The following is a 17,690-nucleotide window of genomic DNA, read 5'->3' as shown; positions in this document are numbered from 1 at the left end:
AGATGGCTGGCACGTCCGTGTTGCAAGACCCATCCATCCGGCGGCAGATTCGAAGGCAAGGAGACGCAATGCGGTATTTCATTACCGGAGCGACTGGCTTCATCGGCAGGCGGCTCGTCAAGAAACTGCTGGAGCGCGAGGGAAGCGAAGTGTATTTCCTGATGCGCGAAGCCAGTGCGGACAAGCTGCCTTCCCTGCTGGCGTACTGGAACCCGCAGCGCTCGAGCGCGATCCCGGTGCACGGCGACGTGCGCGCGGCCGGTCTCGGCATCGATGCGCGTGCAGCGGCCGCGCTCACGGACACGATCGACCACTTCTTTCATCTGGCCGCCATCTATGACCTGAAGGCCGACCCCGAGCCGCAGGTCGCTACCAATATCGGCGGAACGCGCAATGCGGTAGCGCTGGCCGGTGCGTTGCGGGCAAAGCATTTTCATCACGTCAGCTCGATTGCCGCCGCCGGCCTCTACGAGGGCACGTTTCGCGAAGACATGTTCGACGAGGCGGAGCACCTCGACCATCCGTATTTCTCCACCAAGCACGTATCCGAGAAAATCGTGCGCACGTCCTGCCCGGTGCCCTGGACAGTGTACCGGCCCGGCATGGTGGTGGGCGACTCCCGCAGCGGCGAGATGGACAAGGTCGACGGCCCCTATTATTTCTTCAAGCCGATACAGCGCCTGCGCCGCGTGTTGCCGCCGTGGATGCCGGCCATCGGCATCGAGGGCGGGCGCATCAACATCGTGCCGGTCGATTATGTGGTCGACGCGATGTGCCATATCGCGCACCAGCAGCGCGCCGGCGGCGAATGCTTTCACCTGACCGACCCGGCACCGATGCGCGTGGGCGAGGTGCTCAATATTTTCGCGCGCGCGGCGCATGCGCCCGCGCTCAGCCTGCGCATCAATGCCGCGCTGTTCGGCTTCGTCCCCGAGGTGGTCACGAAGACCGTGATGGCCTTGAAACCGGTACTGCGCCTGAAGGAGGCGCTCATGAGGGACCTTGGCCTGCCGGATGGCGTGCTGCAGTTCGTGAACTACCCGACACGCTTCGACAACCGCCGTGCGGCCGAGGCGCTGGCAGGCAGCGGCATTGCCTGCCCTCGGCTGGATCGGTACGCGGACCGCCTCTGGGACTACTGGGAGCGCCATCTCGACCCGGACCTGTTCGTTGACCGCAGCCTGCGCGGGCAGGTTCAGGGCAAGACGGTGCTGGTGACGGGCGGCTCTTCCGGCATCGGCCTGGCCACCGCGCACAAGCTGGCCGAAGCCGGCGCGACCACGCTCATCTGCGGGCGCGACGCGGCCAAGCTTGCGGCAGCCAGGGAGGCGATCCAGGCGCGCGGCTTCGACGTCATCACCTATCAGGCAAACCTGGCCGACGCGGCCGATTGCGAGCGATTCGTGCAGATGCTCCTGGCGCGCCACGATGGCGTCGACATTCTGGTCAACAATGCCGGCCGTTCGATTCGCAGGCCAATCGAGGAAAGTTTCGACCGGCTGCACGACTTCGAGCGCACCATGCAGCTGAACTATTTCGGCGCGCTGCGGCTGACGATGGGGCTGCTGCCGAAGATGATTGAGCGGCGCACCGGACAGGTGATCAATATCTCGTCGATCGGCGTCTTGACCAACGCGCCGCGCTTTTCGGCCTATGTCGCGTCGAAGGCCGCGCTCGACGCCTGGACGCTGTGCGCTGCCTCGGAACTGGCCGACGCCGGCATCAAGTTCACCACCATCAACATGCCGCTGGTGCGCACGCCCATGATCGCGCCCACCCGCATTTATCGGGACATGCCGACGCTGTCGCCGCAAGAGGCCGCCGACCTCGTGGCGCGTGCCATCGTCAGCAAGCCGGTGCGCATTGCGACCCCGATCGGGCTGGCCGGGCAGGGGCTGCACACGGTGATGCCGCACGGGGCGCAAATCATCCTGAACACCGCGTTTCGCCTGTTCGCGGACATGGAGCCGACAGATAAGGCGGGCGGCAAGGAAGCGCCCGCACTATCGCCCGAACAGCGCGCCATGCAGCAGCTGCTGCGCGGCATGCATTTTTAGGCGCCCGGCATGAGCAAAACCACGCATCGGACCGCCCGCACCCAGCTGCTTCCCGTCATGTCCACAGCCCACTCCGGAATACCATGCAAATCACCCTGAATCCGATCACGACACCACTGTGGAATACGACGATGAGCACAATGGCAGGCGTGCGGGAATCCTTGTCGTACGTTGATACCGCGTGGCTGCGCATGGACCGGCCGACCAATCTGATGATGATCTGCGGCATGCTGACCTTCGAGGACCGGCTCGACCTGGCCCGCGTCAAAGAGGTTGTCGCCACGCGTATGCTGTGCTTTCACCGCTTCCGCCAGCGCATCGTCGAGCAGGGCGGCAACCCCTTCTGGGAAAACGATCCCGAATTCGATCTGTCCTGGCATGTGCGTCATATCGCCGTGCCGCACACTGCGCACGCGCTTGAAGACGCGGTCAGCGATCTGGTCAGCACTCCGCTCGACCGCGGCAGGCCGATGTGGCAGTTCCATCTGATCGACGACCAGCGCGGAGGCAGCGCGCTGGTACTGCGCATTCACCATTGCTATGCGGACGGATTCGCATTGATCCATGTGCTTTCCTGCATGACCGACACCGCCCCCACGCTTACGCATGAAACAGCCGGCGATGTCGGGGACAACGGCAATGGCGTTCAGCGCGCGGCGTGGGAACGTATTTTTGGCCCGGTCTCGGAAACGATGGGCGACGCGCTGCGCTCGGCCCAGTCGCTGTTCGGCATTGGCCAGCAGTTGCTGGCCAACCCGCTGCAGGTTGCCGGCTATGCCCGCACTGGCGTCGATCTGGCGCGCGAGGCGGCCTATATCGCCACCATGAAGCCGGATTCGCATACGCGCTTCAAGGGGCCGCTTGGCGTGATGAAGCGGGCGGCATGGGCGCAGCCGCTCTCGCTGTTCGAGGTCAAGGCGATCGCCGAAGCGTTCGCCTGCTCGGTCAATGACGTGCTGCTGGCGTGCGTGACCGGCGCGTTGCGCAGCTACCTGCTGGCGCGCGGCGACGCGGTCGATGGCCTGGACATGCGCGCGCTGGTGCCGGTCAACATGCGCCCGCCGGGACCCATCACGGACCTGGGCAATCACTTCGGCATGGTGTTCCTGGACCTGCCGCTCGGCGTCGAGGACAGGGCCGAGCGCGTACTGGCGGTGAAGCGTCGCATGGACGAACTCAAGCATTCGCAGCAGCCGACCGTGGCACTGGGCATTCTGATGAGCATGGGCATGGTGCCGGACGCTATCCGGGAAAAGACGCTCGAAGCGCTCGCAGCCAACGCCAGCGCCGTCATCACCAATGTGCGCGGCACGTCCGAGGCGCGCTTCTTCGCCGGCAAGCGCATCGTGCGCCAGGTGTTCTGGGTGCCTCAGTCGGGCGGCATCGGCATGGGCATCAGCATTCTGAGCTACGACGGCAAGGTCGATTTCGGCGTGATGAGCGACGTGCGCCGCGTGCCCGATCCGGAGCTGATCGTCACCAGCTTTGCCGCCGAGTTCGAGGCGCTGCTGACCGGCGCCTTGCTGATGCCGTGGCCGCGGCGCCCTGGCGCAGCGCATGCGCATGGCAGCCAGCACGGCGCGCATCCGCATGCCTGAATCCCGAAGCGGCGCTGGACCGCGCCGCGCTGCCGTCGCGCGTGCCGCACGGGCCAAACTGGTACGCGGAGCCGCGCCGCATGACGCGCGGCTCCCACATGCTTGAATCGGTTTGAATCACCCGTCAGCTATGCATGGCCTTGCCGGGTGCCGAGGCTGCATGGTGTTGTGCGGCAGGGTGGCTCGGCGCATGCGGCAGCATCTTGCCGAGCACCTCGCCCACGCCGTCGCCGATACCGATCAGTACATCCTTGACCGTTTTTACAGCCATGTTGCCGATCCGGCCTGCTTCCTCGATCGCGCCTTCGGTCGCGCGTGATGCTGCCTGCCCGACATTGCCGCCGGTTTCTGACACGCCTTCGATAATGCCATTCATCGCGCGTTTTGCCACCAGCCCCACGTCGGCGCCGATTGCGGCGGCATGATGAATCACCGAACGCAGCGTCTCCGAGCCGGCCCCGATGACGTCGCCATTGACTTCATGTACACCCATCACGATGCCCTTGGCTACGCTCTTGGTGCTCATGGTCAAGCCAGTGCCGACCTGCTCGGTGGCGCCGATCGCACCTTCGACCACATCGTGTATCACCTTGGTCAACTGAGTTGCGGCGCCGCCGCCCGTCTTGAGCGTATCGGAGACCGTGTTTTTGACGAGCGTCACGATATCGGCCTCGATGCTGTTGAGTCCCGCCAGGCGTCCCGCAATGCCTTCCTGGAGGGTCTGCATCGTGTATCCCTCCGAAGCGGCCTGTTCCTTGCCGGATACTGCCGGCACTTTCGTTGCTGCCTCATTCGCGTGCTCACTGCTTTCCCTAGTATGTTTGGTCGTCATGTCGATTCCTTCATGTCGTTAGGTGGAAATGCGCCAGCAGCCGAGTGCGCATGGCATTGCGTACTCGGCTTGATTGGCGGCGGAGAAGCGGAGTGATGCGCGCCGTCGAACGACCCGGCGCGGTATTACTCTCGTCTTCTGCGTCGCTAAAATCTTTGATCCATATCACCCGCGATGGAATCAGCGCATCTGTGATGCGACATGCTTTATGGCTATACAAGATCAGCGCGGATCGCGCTGGGGCGGCCTTGATAAGGCGAAGCCATCTGATGAACCGCAATGCAAAATCAGCCGGCCCGGCGCATTGTCTCGTCAGAAGAAACAGCGACGCCGACGCCTCGATACGAACCGTGTATTCGACATCGACCAACCGATTGGAAAAGGACTATGACGAGAAAGCTGCACGACATGCAACAACCTCACGAGATGCAATTGAAGGACGCGGTACGCAATTCTGCGCAACACATCTGGCAGGCCGGGCTCGGCGCATTTACCACGGTGCGCGAGGAAGGCAGTGAGTTGCTTGCCCGGTTGATGAAGGAAGGCGCGAGCCTGCAGACACGCACGCAGCAACTGGCAGGCCAAAAAATTTCGGATGCGATCACCAGGATGGGCGAAACCATCGGCAGGCAAACCACCGCGCCGCTGGTGAAAATGGAAGAAGTGTTCGAGGAGCGCTTCACGCGCACGCTGCGCAACTTTGGCGTGCCGACGCAGGATGACTTGAAGGCGCTCACGGACGAAATCGAGGACTTGCACAAGACCGTCAAAGCCTTGTCCGGTGCCGGCGCACATGCACGGAAAGCGCCTGCCAAAGGCAAGGAAAAAGCAGGGGCCAAGACCGGCGCGCGCGCGGCGTCAGGTGCGCGCAATTCACCGATGCTGAAAAAACAGGCGAGGGTGGCGGCAGCCCGCGCGTGAGAAGTGCACGCACATGGCGAGCAACGCGCGGGCTTGTCACCGGCGCGTTTCCATAGACAGCGCCGCCGCTCCTGGCTGGCCGCTTCGATGAAAACCGGGCGGCTCTTTGTCTTCCGTTTCACTCGCGCGAAGCAGCGGTGCCCGGCAAGGGCACCGCTCCTCAATTCGGCCCGGCCGCACTCCCCGGCGTAAAATGACACGCTTGCGCCAGGGGAGAATTCGTGAGCATCGATCTAGACACACCGCAGCGGGCCAGCATTCCCGCAGACACAGCCATGCACGTGGCAGCCCACGCGGGCGAGCCGCCGTTTTTCGCCGTATCCCTCGTAAAGCTGACCGTCATGTCCGTGTGCACCGCCGGCTTTTATGAACTGTACTGGTACTACCGCAACTGGCAGCGGATCCGGCAGCGTGAAGGCAGCCACATCATGCCGTTCTGGCGCGCGTTTTTCTCGCTTTTCTTTTGTTACTCATGCTTCGCCAGAATCCGCGACTATGGCAAGGAAACCGGCATGCCGATGCGTGTACCGGCTGCGTTGCTGGCGGCTGGATGGACTGTCACGACCATGCTGTGGAAGCTGCCCGACCCGTATTGGTGGGCGTCGTCGCTGGCAGTGGTCTTCCTTCTGCCGGCGCAGGCGCAGGCCAATCGCCTCAATGCCATCGCTTGCCCAGGGCATCAGCGCAACGCGCGCCTGAGTGCATGGAACTGGCTGGTCGTCGCGCTGGGCGGCAGCTTCACGGTCCTGGCCCTGATCGGCACCTTCGTGCCGGAATAGGGAATTGCCGGCCACTCTGTTGTATTTGAACCAAATGCGCATCCATAAGTAAGCGCCTATTGCACACCCTCAAACCATCGGCGATACGAGACGGCAAGATGGCTCGTATGTGAATGTGCAATGGGCTGCAATGTTTGGAACCGCAATCAAATTCATGATAGTGCGCCAGCGCGCCGCCGCCTGCGCGACGCTGGCGCTGCTGCCGGCAGCAGCATTCGCTTTCGGCTTCGACGACGTCGCAGCCAAGGCGAGGCAGCTGGCCGCATCATCCTACAAGGCGCCGCCGAAAAATATCTCGAAGACGCTGGCCAGTCTCAGCTACGACCAGTACCGCGATATCCGTTTCGAGCGCGACAAGACATACTGGCGCAACGCGCAGCTGCCGTTCGAGCTGGCGTTTTTCCATCAGGGCATGGCCTTCGACAGCCCGGTCAAGATCCACGAGGTCGCCGGCAAGAACGTGCGCGAGATCCGGTTCGATCCGAAATCCTTCCACTACGGCGCCAACGACATCCATGCGAAGGACCTCGCCGGGCTGGGCTTTGCCGGTTTCCGCGTGCACTACCCGGTCAACACGCCGAAATACAAGGATGAGGTGCTGGTGTTTTTAGGCGCGAGCTATTTCCGCGCCATCGGCAAGGGCCAGGCCTACGGCCTGTCGGCGCGCGGGCTGGCGATCGATACCGCGCTCAATTCTGGCGAAGAGTTTCCGCAATTCGTCGAATTCTGGATCGAGCGGCCCGGTGCGGCGGCCAAGGAATTGACAGTCTATGCGCTGCTCAATTCGCGTCGTGTCGCTGGCGCCTACCGCTTCGTGCTCCGGCCCGGCACCGACACCGCCATGGAGGTGAAGGCGCGGCTCTTCCTGCGCGAGAACGTTGCCAAGCTCGGCATCGCGCCGCTCACCAGCATGTATTTTTTTGGCGAAAACCAGCGCGCGCAGGTCGAGGATTATCGGCCGGAAGTGCACGACTCGGACGGCTTGTCGATCCAGTCCGGCACCGGAGAATGGATCTGGCGCCCGCTGGTGAACCCGCGGCGCCTGCTGGTGACCTCGTTTGCGCTGAACAATCCGCTCGGCTTCGGGCTGATGCAGCGCGACCGCCGCTTCGGCAGCTATGAAGACCTGGAGGCGCATTACGAGTCGCGCCCCAGCGCATGGGTCGAGCCCAAGGGCGACTGGGGCGCGGGCCGGGTCGAGCTGATCCAGATTCCGACGCCCGACGAAACCAATGACAACGTCGTCGCGTTCTGGGTCCCGGACACCCCGCCCAGGCCGGGGCAGCCCTATGATGTCGAATACCGGCTGCTGTGGCAGAAGGATGCCGACCGCCGTCCGCCGCTGGCTTGGGCGGTGCAGACGCGGCGCGGCCACGGCTGGCTGCGCAAGGCCGACGACAGTATCGCGCTGTCGGTCGACTTCGAGGGGCCGGCGCTCAAAAAGCTGGCCGGCGATGCGCAGGTCGAGGCGGTCGTCAGCACCGATGCCAACGCGCGGCTGATCGAAGTGAATGCCTACCGTAATGCCGCCAGCGGCGGCTGGCGCATGACCGCCAGGCTGGCGCGCAGCGATGACAAGAAGCCGGTCGAATTGCGCGGTTATCTACGCAGTGCCAACACGACACTTTCAGAAACGTGGAGCTACATCCTGCCCCCCGAGTGAGGCGCGCGCCGGACGGGGAGCAAGACGCCGCCGAGGCGCTGTGCGAACGTTACCTGGACCGCTTGCCGCTCTCGCCGCATGAACGCAGCGCATTCGCCTGGCGCGTCGCGCATGGGGCGCCGCACGCCGCTTTTACCGCGCTGCACTGCGCGCTTGCCGGCAGGCCGGCCCCGCGCGCCATGCACGCCCATGTTGCCCACGCATCGGTGGAAGCGCGCCTGCAGTTGGCGTATCGCCCGCCGCACACTGCTTTACAGCCCGACACGCTCGAGTGGGCGGCTGGCGGGCAGGGCCGACGCATGCCGTTGCCGTTTGCGCCGCCCGTCAACCGGGCGTCGATGGTGCCGCAGCCTTGGGGCGCGCTCAATCCGCTCGCGCGCTGGCTGCAGGCTGTCGTGCAAAGGCGCCATGCGCGCCGCACATCCCAGGGTGATGGCGCGGCGCTGTCGCAGCCACCGCGCGCCGATGGCGCTGCCGAGGGCGTCGATGCCCCCGACCCGCAGGGCGTCTGGCAGCACCGCGGCAATATCCGGCGTGGCGTGCTGCTGTCGCTGATGCTTGCACAAACCGGCATTGCCGCCTACTTCATGCGCGAGGTGCTGCCCTACCAGGGAACAACGCTGGCCGAGGCGTCCATGCTGGCACTCTTTGCGCTGCTGTTCTGCTGGGTATCCGCCGGCTTCTGGACCGCGCTGGCGGGATTTATGGTGCTCGTGCGCGGCAGCGACCGGCATCTCATTTCGCGCATGCGCGATGAGCGGGCGCCGATCGATTCGCGTGCGCGTACCGCAATCGTGATGCCGATCTGTAACGAGGATGTGGGTCGGGTGATGGCTGGATTGCGCGCCACCTATGAATCGCTGCAGCGCAGCGGCGCGCTGCCGCATTTCGACTTCTTCGTGCTCAGCGACAGCGGCAACAGCGATATCCGCGCCGCCGAACTTGCCGCATGGGCCAGCCTGTGCCGCGCCGTGGACGGCTTCGGCCGCATCTTTTACCGGCACCGCAAGCGCCGCGTCAAACGCAAGAGCGGCAACATCGACGACTTTTGCCGGCGCTGGGGAAGGAACTACCGCTACATGATCGTGCTCGACGCCGACAGCGTCATGAGCGGTGCCTGCCTGACCACGCTGGTGCGGCTGATGGAAGCCAATCCGGGCGCAGGCATCATCCAGACCGCGCCGCGCGCCGCCGGGCGCGACACCCTGTATGCGCGCATCCAGCAGTTCGCCACGCGCCTGTACGGGCCACTTTTTACCGCCGGGCTGCATTATTGGCAGCTGGGCGAATCGCACTACTGGGGGCATAACGCGATCATCCGCGTCGCGCCCTTCATGCGCCACTGCGCGCTGGCGCCGCTGCCGGGGCGCGGCGCCTTGGCCGGCGACATCCTGTCGCATGACTTCGTCGAGGCGGCGCTGATGCGGCGCGCCGGCTGGGGCGTATGGATCGCCTACGACCTCGACGGCAGCTACGAGGAAATGCCGCCGAACCTGCTCGACGAATTGAAACGCGACCGGCGCTGGTGCCACGGCAACCTGATGAATTTCCGGCTGTTCGCCGCGCGCGGCATGCATCCGGTGCATCGCGCCGTCTTCGTCACCGGCGTGATGGCGTACCTGTCGGCACCCTTGTGGTTCCTGTTTCTCGCACTGTCGACCGGCTTGTTGGCGCTGCACACGCTGGTCGAACCGCAGTATTTCGTCGAACCGCGCCAGCTGTTCCCGATCTGGCCGCAATGGCATCCGGAAAAGGCGTTGGCGCTGTTTTCCGCCACCGCCACGCTCCTGTTCCTGCCCAAGATCCTGAGCGTGCTGCTGGCATGCCGTGGCGGCGCGCGTGAGTTCGGGGGATGGTCGCGCGTGATGGCGAGTGCTTTGCTTGAAATGCTCGTGTCGATGCTGATGGCGCCGGTGCGCATGCTGTTTCATACGCGCTTTGTGGCCGCCGCCTTTCTCGGCTGGGCCCTGCACTGGAAATCGCCGCCGCGTGCGGATTCGGAAACCAGCTGGCGCGAGGCATTCGGCAAGCACGGCCTGCACACGCTGCTCGGCCTGGCATGGGGTGGCACGGTGTACTGGCTCAATCCGTCGTTTCTTCCGTGGCTGTTGCCGATCGCCGGCGCGCTGGCGCTGTCGGCACCGCTGTCGGTCTGGTCGAGCCGGGTGTCGCTGGGGCGACGCCTGCGCCGTGCCGGCTTGTTCGTGATCCCGGAAGAGTGCGCGCCGCCGCCCGAGTTGCAGGCGTGCGACGCGCATCAGCGCGCAAGTGGCGAGCAGCCCGGCTTCATCGATGCGGTGGTCGATCCGGTCGTCAACGCCCTGGCCTGCGCGGCGGCCACGGCGCGCATTGGCCTGCCGCCGGCGAGCAGCGCCGCGCGCGATGCGCTGGCGCAGACTGCGCTGCGCGCCGGGCCGGCTGCGCTCGATGAAAAGCAAAGAGCGACGCTGCTGGATGATCCGTTGCTGTTGTCGCAGCTGCACTTCGACGTGTGGACCTGCGCCCATGCCCACGAGAGTTATCGCATTGCACGAGAAAAAAGTTGAACCTTGAAAAGACGCATTCGATTCCAGGCACGCTCCTTGCGATATTGATTCGGCGTGAAGGAAGGAATCGTCGATGAAAAACAGACAGATGCTGGCCAGATGGCTACTGGCGGCAATCAGCCGGAGCGGGTGGGCGTCCGCCACGCTGTTTGGCTGTTACCTGCTTGCTTCGCTCGTCTTCGATGCCTATTCCTTGTACTGGTGGCTCGACAGCGTGACGCACTTCAGCGGCGGGGCGGCGCTGTCGTACTTCCTGCTTGACCTGTTCGACAGTGCGGATGATGTCGTCGGCCCTATCCCGCACCCGATCCGCATGGTGCTCGTGTTTTCGTGCGTCAGTTCGGCCGCCGTCTTCTGGGAATTTTATGAGTTTCTTTGCGATTATTTCCTTGGTACAGCGATGCAGCTGGGGCTGGCCGACACCATCTCCGACCTGTTCTTCGGCCTGCTCGGAAGTGCTGCCTTCCTGGCGTTGCACCGGTGGCAGGGGGCGTTTTCGCGAGCTGGCAAGCGTGCCCGCCCGGCGAAAGGCTAAGGAAGCAATGGTGAATCGTATTCGCCGAACTAGCGAATCGACGCCCGAGCGTCAATGTCAATCGCTGCAGCAATGCATGAAAACTATTCACGCACGTTGCCGACATCGGCGGGGCAAAATCGAAGACGCCGCGCAAGCGCTCCGCCCGCATGGCAATGGCGAGCGAGCGGCCAACCCAGCTATTCGGGAGCGGCAGCCCCGATTGCGCAGTGATATGGCAAGAACGTGAGCCGGCTCGATATTGATCGGGCTGGACAAGACAACGAAAAGGAAAAGTGATGCAATCGAAGCAAATTCTAACGCTGGAAGATGTGAAGGCAGTTGTCGCGGCAGCGGAAGCCGAGGCGAAGCGAAACGGCTGGGCAGTGACAATCGCGGTGGTGGACGACGGCGGCCATCTGCTTTCGCTGCAACGGCTCGAGAATGCCGCGCCGATTTCCGTCGGCATTGCCGCAGCCAAGGCGCGCACCGCCGCACTGGCTCGGCGCGAAACCAAGTTTCATGAAGACATGATTAACAATGGCCGCTTTGCATTTGTCACGGCGCCGGATGTGGAGGGCCTTCTGGAAGGCGGCGTGCCGATCCTGCAGGAAGGTTCATGCCTGGGCGCCGTCGGCGTTTCCGGCGTCAAGGCGGCTGAAGATGCGCAAGTCGCCAGAGCGGGGATCGCGGCACTGGGGCTGTGAGGATGCGCGCAGGTGCATCCTGCGCCATCGCATCATCCTAGGCGTCAGTGGCGCGGGGAGAATTTCTCGGCCAGCTGGCGCAATTTCTCCGCATGCTGGCGCTCGGCCTTGAGCGCTTCCTGCTGCGCCTTTTTCAGTTCCGCCGCTTTCTTGAATCGCGCACGCAGCGTTTCGGCCGCATGTGCGCGATGGGCGTCGTCGACGTCGCCGGCGGAGCTGCCATCTAGGTTAAATCTGGACACGGCTTTTTCCATCGATTTCAGATACCGCGTTGAGCCGGTATGAAGGCCGAGCGCGATCCGCAAGGTCTTCTTGTCCACTTCCGGCATTTGCGCAAAAAGCTGCTTGTCAATCCCGATGGCAAGCGGCTTATTCTCGTGGAAGACCGGAAAATTCTCTTGAATCTGTTTCAGCAATGCGCGCGCGGCATTGACTGCGTTGGAAGCGGAGGCAGGCATAGTCATCGACAATGATTGGAAGATAAAGCTCGTAGGGGCGAGAGAATACCACGATGACGCCCGCCAGTCCTTCCTGACCTCACTGCGCTATGACCAGCCCTAATGCCAGGGCGCCGGCAGGCCGTCAGATCGATTTCCGATGAAAAACGACGTGGTGCCGGCGTCGCCGGTCAACGCCCTGCAAAAGGCGGCTCGGCCCAAGCGCTTGCTTGCGGTGCGGCAGTGCGTACAAAATACACTGCGCCGCCAAATAGGGCTTGCGCTTTGTGCCGACAGGGGAATCATGATGAGGAAATACTGGACGTTTGCGCTTGGCGCGATGGCGGTTGTTTCTGCCGCCGCGGCGCCTGCTGCCTGGTACAAGTGGCGCAGCAAGCTCAACGGCACAGTCGTGTGCGCCCAGGTCATGCAGGGAGAATGGGAAAAGGCGGGCGGCCCATTCAAGGACGCGCGCTGCGCAAGGCCGGGGTTGCCCGGCAGCTGACTGCGGCGGAAAGACGTTGCGCCTTTCCGCCCCGGGTGCGCCCTGGTGCCGGGCGCGGTCGGTATGGTTACTTCTCGACGAACGCGCGCTCGATCACGTAGTGGCCCGGATGGCTCATGTTGCCTTCCTTGAAGCCGAAGCTTTCCAGCACAGCGACGGTATCCTTCAGCATCGCCGGGCTGCCGCACAACATGAAGCGGTCGTTTTCCAGGTCCGGTTCCGGCAGGCCGAGTTCCTCGAACAGTTTGCGGCTTTCGATCAGGGTCGGGATGCGGCCTTGGTTCTTGAATGGCTCGCGCGTCACGGTTGGGAAATAGGCCAGCTTGTCCGACACCATCTCGCCGAAGAATTCATTGTTCGGCAAATCGGTGATGCGCTCCTGGTACGCCAGTTCGTGGATCTGGCGGCAGCCGTGCACCAGCACGACCTTTTCGAATTTTTCATACACGTCCGGGTCCTGGATGATGCTCATGAACGGCGCGAGACCCGTGCCGGTGCCGAGCAGGTACAGGCGCTTGGCCGGCAGCAGGTTTTGCGTGAGCAGGGTGCCCGATGCCTTGCGGCCGACCAGGATGGTGTCGCCCGGCTGGATGTTTTGCAGGCGCGAGGTCAGCGGACCGTCCTGCACCTTGATGCTCAGGAATTCGAGGTTTTCTTCGTAGTGAGGGCTTACCATGCTGTACGCGCGCATCAGCGGCTTGCCGTCGACTTGCAGGCCGATCATGGCGAACTGGCCGCTTTGATAGCGGAAGCTGGTGTCGCGCGTCGTTGTGAAGGAAAACAGGCGGTCGGTCCAGTGATGCACCGTCAACACCTTGGCTTCAAACATATTACTCATGGTTCGCCTTTCAGAAGCTAAAAGAATATTTCAAATAGATGATTATTTTAAAGCCTTCGGAGCAGTGCGTCGCGGACAAAGTGCTGCACAGCATCACGTCCATTATCAAAGCATTAATTCCGTCCGAATGCGCGCCGATGCCGGCGCGTCCACGGCTTAATGCCGCGCCGGCGGCCGCCGCTGGCTTGGAGCGGCTGGCTCATTTTGCTGATCGGTTCAATGCGGGATCGCTCGACATCATTCTCGGTTGCCGGCTTGCGCAAGCGGCGCAGCGGCGGGTCGGGACCGGGTCGAGCAGGCGGAAAGCCTGATGCAGCGTGAACTCCGGCGGCCATGCCGGGAGGCCGGTATGGCGGGGCGGCTCAAACCCTGAACTATAGCAGAGTACTTTCCGAACTCCATGCGGCCCCCGGTGCTGCATATAGATATTTTGGCGATATGCTAATAGCCGATCGCAGGGGCGCGGCGCCGAATCCGAGGCCGCTATTCGCAGGAAGCGCAGGGCAGGGTGATCGTCAGGCGTGTACCCGCGATGGCGGCATCGGTTGCATGGCTCTCGATTTGGAGCTGGCCGTCATGCAGCGCGGCGATGGCCTTGATGATGACGGACCCCAGGCCGAGCGACACATGGGGTTGCCCGGCGCCCGCCGGCACGCGGCGGCTGCGCCGCTGCCCGAATGCGGCGATGGCCTCCGGCGCCATGCCGGGGCCGTCATCCTCGACTGCGATTTCGACTACGCCGGCGACCGCGCCGGAATGCACGCGGATTGCCACGCGCACGCGCGAGGTGGCAAATCTCGTGGCATTGTCGAATACGTTGCGAAACAGCCGCGCGATCAGGTAGGCGTCGCCGCTGACCATCGGCCGGGCCGGACCGCAGTCCAGCTCGAAGCGAATGCCGCGCGCGCCCGCCTTGCCTTGTGCTGCCTGGATTTCTGCCGCTACCAAGGCTTCGATGTCGATGCGCTCGGCCATTTTGCGGTAGCGCGGCTCGTCGATGTCGGCGATGAAAAACAAGTCGTCGATCAGCTTCCCGAAATATTCCAGTTCGCCGTTCACGACTTTGAAGAATTCCGCCCGCTCGGCGGGGCTCATTGCTTCGCCGTGCACAGTCAGCGTCTCGATCGCCGTGCGCAGGCTGGTCAGCGGCGTGCGCAAGTCATGGCCGAGCTCTTGCAGCAGTTCGCGCCGTGCGCTTTCGGTCGTTTGCAGGCGTGTCACCAGGCGCTCGATCTCATCGGCCATCCGGTTGAAGTCCGTCATCAGGTGGCCGATCGCGTCGAGCCGGTCGCCGGCAAAGCGCGCCGACAGGTTGCCCGACTCCATCTGCGCAATCACTTGCCGCGCCTGCGCCGAGCGGCCGCGCAGGTACAGCAGCACCAGCGCCAGGCCGAGCAGGATGGCGCCGGCGACCGTGGCAATGAACAAAAGACCCAGCGTGCGGAAGGTGTGCCGCCCCGGCACGCCCGGATTGTGGACCAGCAGGTAGGTCGGTGCAGGGGCATTCAGGCGCACCACCGCGCCGGCCGGCCCCCCTGAAAAGAAGCGCCCGTAGCTGACGATCTCATGCACCTGCGCCGGGCGCGCGAGCGCGCGCAAGCGTGCGGGCGGGTCGTACGCGGCGCTGGCGGCGATCACCTGGCCCGACGCCGATACCACCCACAGCTGCAGCGGCATCGCCGGGGATTCGGCGCCCAGGCTGGCCACGCGCCGCACCGATTGCGCGTACGGCTGTTCCTCGACGATGCGGGCGACGAACAGATAGACGCTGTGCTGCACGTCGTCGCTCGCGCTGCCGGCGACTTCCTTGGCCAGAAACAGGTCGAGCGCGCTGAGGACCAGCGCAAAGAACACGCTGGCGCCGAGAAAGCGCAGCCACAGCGCGCGGCTCATGGCGCCTCCATCCGGTAGCCGACGCCGTAAATCGCCGAGATGCGAACCGCCGCGCCGGCGTCCTTGAGCTTCTTGCGCAAATGGCTCAGGTGCGAGTCGATGGTGCGGTCGTAGATCGCGCTGCTGTCGTCGAACATGTCCAGGATCTGCTCGCGCGTGACGGCGTCGCCCTGCGCACGCACCAGAAGCAGCAGGATGTCGAATTCCTTTTTCCCGAGCTGCAGCACGACGTCGCCCGCGTGGGCCTCGCGCCGCTGCGGATCGATGCGCACCGGGCCGAAGGCCGCCGTCTGCCTTTCTTGGCGCTGCCGCGGCAGCAGGCGTAGCATGCGCGCCGTCAGTTCCTTCAAGCCATAGGGCTTGCGGATATAGTCGTCGGCGCCGCCCTCGATGCCCGCCACGGCGGTGGCTTCGTCGGTGCGCGCCGACAGCATCAGGATCGGCAGGCCGGCGTCGCGCGCGCGCAGATCGCGGCACAAGTCGATGCCGCTGCCGTCGGGCAGGCCGACGTCGAGCATTGCCATGTCGAAGCGCCGCTCCGCCAGGGCGTCGAACGCCTCGCGCACGGTGGCCGCGAGCGACAGCTCGAAGCCTTCGTAGCGCAGGCTCATCGCCAGCGTCTTGGCAATCAGCGGATCGTCTTCGACCAGCAGCACCTGGTAGGGTCGGTTCATGGGAATGGTGACGGAGAATCTTCGCGGCATTGTGCCACGCTCAATCGGCGCCACGGCGGTTTCCATAAAAATTACAGGATTGCTGGCTAGAGTGAGCGCATCGAACCATATCTTATGGAGCAGGAAATGCGAGGTTTATCACGCTTGTCACATGCCGGCGCCGTCTCATCCCTAACCGCGGCGCTAGCGCTTGCCGCATGCGGCGGGGGCGGCTCGGGGACCGAACCCGCGCCGGCCGACAATGCCGCGCTGACGACGCAGCCGGGCACGTCGACGTCGGCGCCGGCCATGGACAAGGCAGTCGCTGCTGCAAAACAGGCGGCAGCGACCGACCCTTTATGCGCGACGTCGGCGCTGGGGGATTTTTATTGGGAAATTGGCGACGCCACCAGTGCCACCCCCCTGGTCTCCCATTCCGAGGGCGGTGGCTCGGTCACCGCGACGTCGCACTTCGGCATTGCATCGGCATCGAAATGGGTGTTCGGTGCCTACGTGCTGCAAAAGAAGGGCATCGACCAGGTGCGCGCCGACCCGACACTGCGCGACGGTTTGCGCTTTTTGTCCGGCTATACCGGGTTCAACGACGATGCCTGCATCGGCAAGACCACGGTCGGCGCCTGCAATGCCGCCGGCAACATCAGCGCGCCCGACCCGAATACGGTCGGGCGCTTCGACTACGACGGCGGCCACGACCAGAAGCTGGCGACGGTCGACCTGGGCATGGCCAATTTCACCTCGAAGCAGCTGGACCAGGAGTATCAGGCGACGCTGGGCTTGGGCCGCGGCTTCAACATGGCGCCGCTCGATCCGCTCATTGCCGGCGGGCTGCAGGCGAGCGCGGCAGATTATGCCCAATTCCTGCGCAAGCTGATGAACCTGCAGCTGGTCATCGGCGCGCATCTGGGCGAGGATGCGGTCTGCGCCGATCCGCTGACCTGTGCCTCGCAGGTCGCGTATTCGCCCATCCAGGCGCTGGGCGAACCGTGGTCGTATGCGTACAACTACTGGGTGGAATCGGAACATGGCAACGGCAGCGTCGATGCCTATTCCAGTCCGGGCAAGTTCGGCTTCTATCCGTGGATTACGCCGGACCGCAAGTACTACGGCATCCTGTCGCGGCATGACACGCAGCCGGTCGCCTACGGCGTGTCGGTCAAGTGCGGACGGCAGATCAGGAAGGCATTCCTGGCGGCGCTGGCGGGCGGGGCGTGATTAGTTCGCCACCACGACCGACAGCTCCTGTTGCGCCTCGCGCTGCTGGTTATCCATGATCTTCAGCGTCAGCCGGTGTTTCCCGGCCGGGATGTTGGCCTTCTCGATGCGCAGCACGTTGTTTTCGAAGCGGGCGGCCTGCATCACGCGCTGCGTGATGTCGATGGCGAACATGCCATATAACACCTTGAAGGAATCGGCGACGATCTGCGCGCCATTCTCCGGGACAAATTTCACGCGGATGTCGAACGGCGGCGCGACGCTGCCCTGCGTGTTCGGCGCCAGCACTTCGATGCGGGGCGCGCCCGGCGCCGGCAAGGCGCGCCGCCTTATCTCGCGCACGCCGTTCGCCTGCGCCGCCATTTCCTGGCGATATTCGGCCTCGGTGATCAGGTCGAATGCATGGGCGCTGGCCTGGGACAACAGCGCCAGCGCAGCGGCGGACGCGACTTTAAGAATGGCATGCATGGTTTCCTCCCGCCTTCGGTGCACCGCATCGTTACGCGGCAATGTC

General features: G+C 64.1%; 16 protein-coding genes. 10 read left to right on the top strand and 6 right to left on the bottom strand.

The window, feature by feature from the left end:
* Positions 1 to 68: 68 nt before the first annotated feature.
* Positions 69 to 2,057, top strand: a complete 1,989-nt coding sequence (locus TSA66_RS23890; RefSeq protein WP_040041819.1) for an SDR family oxidoreductase — start codon at positions 69 to 71, stop codon at positions 2,055 to 2,057.
* A gap of 83 nt (positions 2,058 to 2,140) precedes the next feature.
* A complete protein-coding gene (locus tag TSA66_RS23885) occupies positions 2,141 to 3,655 on the top strand; it encodes a WS/DGAT/MGAT family O-acyltransferase (RefSeq protein WP_052452565.1) in 1,515 nt (504 codons plus the stop codon).
* 124 nt (positions 3,656 to 3,779) lie between these two features.
* Here TSA66_RS23885 and TSA66_RS23880 read toward each other — a convergent pair whose 3' ends face one another.
* Positions 3,780 to 4,487 carry a hypothetical protein gene (locus tag TSA66_RS23880; protein ID WP_052452564.1) on the bottom strand — a complete coding sequence of 236 codons (708 nt, stop codon included), beginning with the start codon at positions 4,485 to 4,487 and terminating at the stop codon, positions 3,780 to 3,782.
* A 387-nt stretch (positions 4,488 to 4,874) separates the two neighbouring features.
* Here TSA66_RS23880 and TSA66_RS23875 point away from each other — a divergent pair, with 387 nt between their 5' ends.
* The 6 genes from TSA66_RS23875 (at position 4,875) to TSA66_RS23850 (ending at position 11,617) form a co-directional block, all read left to right on the top strand.
* Positions 4,875 to 5,408: a phasin family protein gene (locus TSA66_RS23875; protein ID WP_040041818.1), complete on the top strand. Its 534-nt coding sequence runs from the start codon at positions 4,875 to 4,877 to the stop codon at positions 5,406 to 5,408.
* 221 nt (positions 5,409 to 5,629) lie between these two features.
* Positions 5,630 to 6,187, top strand: a complete 558-nt coding sequence (locus TSA66_RS23870; protein ID WP_157691774.1) for a hypothetical protein — start codon at positions 5,630 to 5,632, stop codon at positions 6,185 to 6,187.
* A gap of 154 nt (positions 6,188 to 6,341) precedes the next feature.
* Positions 6,342 to 7,850 (top strand): glucan biosynthesis protein G, encoded by a 1,509-nt coding sequence (locus tag TSA66_RS23865; RefSeq protein WP_052452702.1) that lies wholly within the window; start codon positions 6,342 to 6,344, stop codon positions 7,848 to 7,850.
* The gene (mdoH, locus tag TSA66_RS23860) at positions 7,823 to 10,396 is read left to right on the top strand and encodes a glucans biosynthesis glucosyltransferase MdoH (RefSeq protein ID WP_040041815.1); all 2,574 of its coding nucleotides are present in this window, start codon (positions 7,823 to 7,825) and stop codon (positions 10,394 to 10,396) included. The genes TSA66_RS23865 and mdoH overlap by 28 nt, the downstream gene beginning before the upstream one ends.
* A 73-nt stretch (positions 10,397 to 10,469) precedes the next feature.
* Positions 10,470 to 10,931 (top strand): hypothetical protein, encoded by a 462-nt coding sequence (locus TSA66_RS23855; protein WP_040041814.1) that lies wholly within the window; start codon positions 10,470 to 10,472, stop codon positions 10,929 to 10,931.
* Positions 10,932 to 11,209: 278 nt separating this feature from the next.
* A complete protein-coding gene (locus TSA66_RS23850; RefSeq protein ID WP_040041813.1) occupies positions 11,210 to 11,617 on the top strand; it encodes a heme-binding protein in 408 nt (135 codons plus the stop codon).
* 44 nt (positions 11,618 to 11,661) lie between these two features.
* Here the strand turns inward: TSA66_RS23850 and TSA66_RS23845 are convergent, their stop codons facing one another.
* A complete protein-coding gene (locus tag TSA66_RS23845) occupies positions 11,662 to 12,081 on the bottom strand; it encodes a ProQ/FINO family protein (RefSeq protein ID WP_040041812.1) in 420 nt (139 codons plus the stop codon).
* Positions 12,082 to 12,214: 133 nt separating this feature from the next.
* On the opposite strand from TSA66_RS23845, the gene TSA66_RS27930 reads away from it, so the two are divergent.
* A complete protein-coding gene (locus tag TSA66_RS27930; RefSeq protein ID WP_232429533.1) occupies positions 12,215 to 12,559 on the top strand; it encodes a hypothetical protein in 345 nt (114 codons plus the stop codon).
* A 67-nt stretch (positions 12,560 to 12,626) separates the two neighbouring features.
* Here the strand turns inward: TSA66_RS27930 and TSA66_RS23835 are convergent, their stop codons facing one another.
* The 3 genes from TSA66_RS23835 to TSA66_RS23820 form a co-directional block, all read right to left on the bottom strand.
* Positions 12,627 to 13,397: a ferredoxin--NADP reductase gene (locus TSA66_RS23835; RefSeq protein WP_040041811.1), complete on the bottom strand. Its 771-nt coding sequence runs from the start codon at positions 13,395 to 13,397 to the stop codon at positions 12,627 to 12,629.
* Positions 13,398 to 13,880: 483 nt separating this feature from the next.
* On the bottom strand, positions 13,881 to 15,290 hold the full coding sequence (locus TSA66_RS23825) for a HAMP domain-containing sensor histidine kinase (RefSeq protein WP_052452563.1): 1,410 nt from the start codon (positions 15,288 to 15,290) through the stop codon (positions 13,881 to 13,883).
* Positions 15,287 to 15,964 (bottom strand): response regulator transcription factor, encoded by a 678-nt coding sequence (locus TSA66_RS23820; protein WP_040042952.1) that lies wholly within the window; start codon positions 15,962 to 15,964, stop codon positions 15,287 to 15,289. Before TSA66_RS23820 ends, TSA66_RS23825 begins: the two co-directional genes overlap by 4 nt.
* Positions 15,965 to 16,090: 126 nt before the next feature.
* Between TSA66_RS23820 and TSA66_RS23815 the strand changes: the two genes are divergently transcribed.
* Entirely contained in the window at positions 16,091 to 17,176 is a 1,086-nt protein-coding gene (locus tag TSA66_RS23815) for a serine hydrolase family protein (protein WP_157691773.1), read from the top strand.
* On the opposite strand, the gene TSA66_RS23810 is transcribed toward TSA66_RS23815, so the two are convergent.
* A complete protein-coding gene (locus TSA66_RS23810; protein WP_040041809.1) occupies positions 17,177 to 17,644 on the bottom strand; it encodes a hypothetical protein in 468 nt (155 codons plus the stop codon).
* Positions 17,645 to 17,690 lie beyond the last annotated feature (46 nt).

Origin of the sequence: Noviherbaspirillum autotrophicum (assembly GCF_000818395.1) — a bacterium.
In the GTDB taxonomy this organism is placed as follows: domain Bacteria; phylum Pseudomonadota; class Gammaproteobacteria; order Burkholderiales; family Burkholderiaceae_D; genus Noviherbaspirillum; species Noviherbaspirillum autotrophicum.
Note: the sequence above shows the minus strand (reverse complement) of the source record. Positions and strands in the feature narration are given on the sequence as shown.

Excerpts from the sequence above, each read along its gene's own strand:
- TSA66_RS23835 (WP_040041811.1), bottom strand. The coding sequence starts at position 13,397 with ATGAGTAATATGTTTGAAGCCAAGGTGTTGACGGTGCATCACTGGACC.
- TSA66_RS23825 (WP_052452563.1), bottom strand. The coding sequence starts at position 15,290 with ATGAGCCGCGCGCTGTGGCTGCGCTTTCTCGGCGCCAGCGTGTTCTTT.
- TSA66_RS23875 (WP_040041818.1), top strand. The coding sequence starts at position 4,875 with ATGACGAGAAAGCTGCACGACATGCAACAACCTCACGAGATGCAATTG.
- TSA66_RS23880 (WP_052452564.1), bottom strand. The coding sequence starts at position 4,487 with ATGACGACCAAACATACTAGGGAAAGCAGTGAGCACGCGAATGAGGCA.
- TSA66_RS23810 (WP_040041809.1), bottom strand. The coding sequence starts at position 17,644 with ATGCATGCCATTCTTAAAGTCGCGTCCGCCGCTGCGCTGGCGCTGTTG.
- TSA66_RS23855 (WP_040041814.1), top strand. The coding sequence starts at position 10,470 with ATGAAAAACAGACAGATGCTGGCCAGATGGCTACTGGCGGCAATCAGC.
- TSA66_RS23890 (WP_040041819.1), top strand. The coding sequence starts at position 69 with ATGCGGTATTTCATTACCGGAGCGACTGGCTTCATCGGCAGGCGGCTC.
- TSA66_RS23815 (WP_157691773.1), top strand. The coding sequence starts at position 16,091 with ATGCGAGGTTTATCACGCTTGTCACATGCCGGCGCCGTCTCATCCCTA.
- TSA66_RS23845 (WP_040041812.1), bottom strand. The coding sequence starts at position 12,081 with ATGACTATGCCTGCCTCCGCTTCCAACGCAGTCAATGCCGCGCGCGCA.
- TSA66_RS23865 (WP_052452702.1), top strand. The coding sequence starts at position 6,342 with ATGATAGTGCGCCAGCGCGCCGCCGCCTGCGCGACGCTGGCGCTGCTG.
- TSA66_RS27930 (WP_232429533.1), top strand. The coding sequence starts at position 12,215 with ATGAAAAACGACGTGGTGCCGGCGTCGCCGGTCAACGCCCTGCAAAAG.
- TSA66_RS23850 (WP_040041813.1), top strand. The coding sequence starts at position 11,210 with ATGCAATCGAAGCAAATTCTAACGCTGGAAGATGTGAAGGCAGTTGTC.
- TSA66_RS23820 (WP_040042952.1), bottom strand. The coding sequence starts at position 15,964 with ATGAACCGACCCTACCAGGTGCTGCTGGTCGAAGACGATCCGCTGATT.
- TSA66_RS23885 (WP_052452565.1), top strand. The coding sequence starts at position 2,141 with ATGCAAATCACCCTGAATCCGATCACGACACCACTGTGGAATACGACG.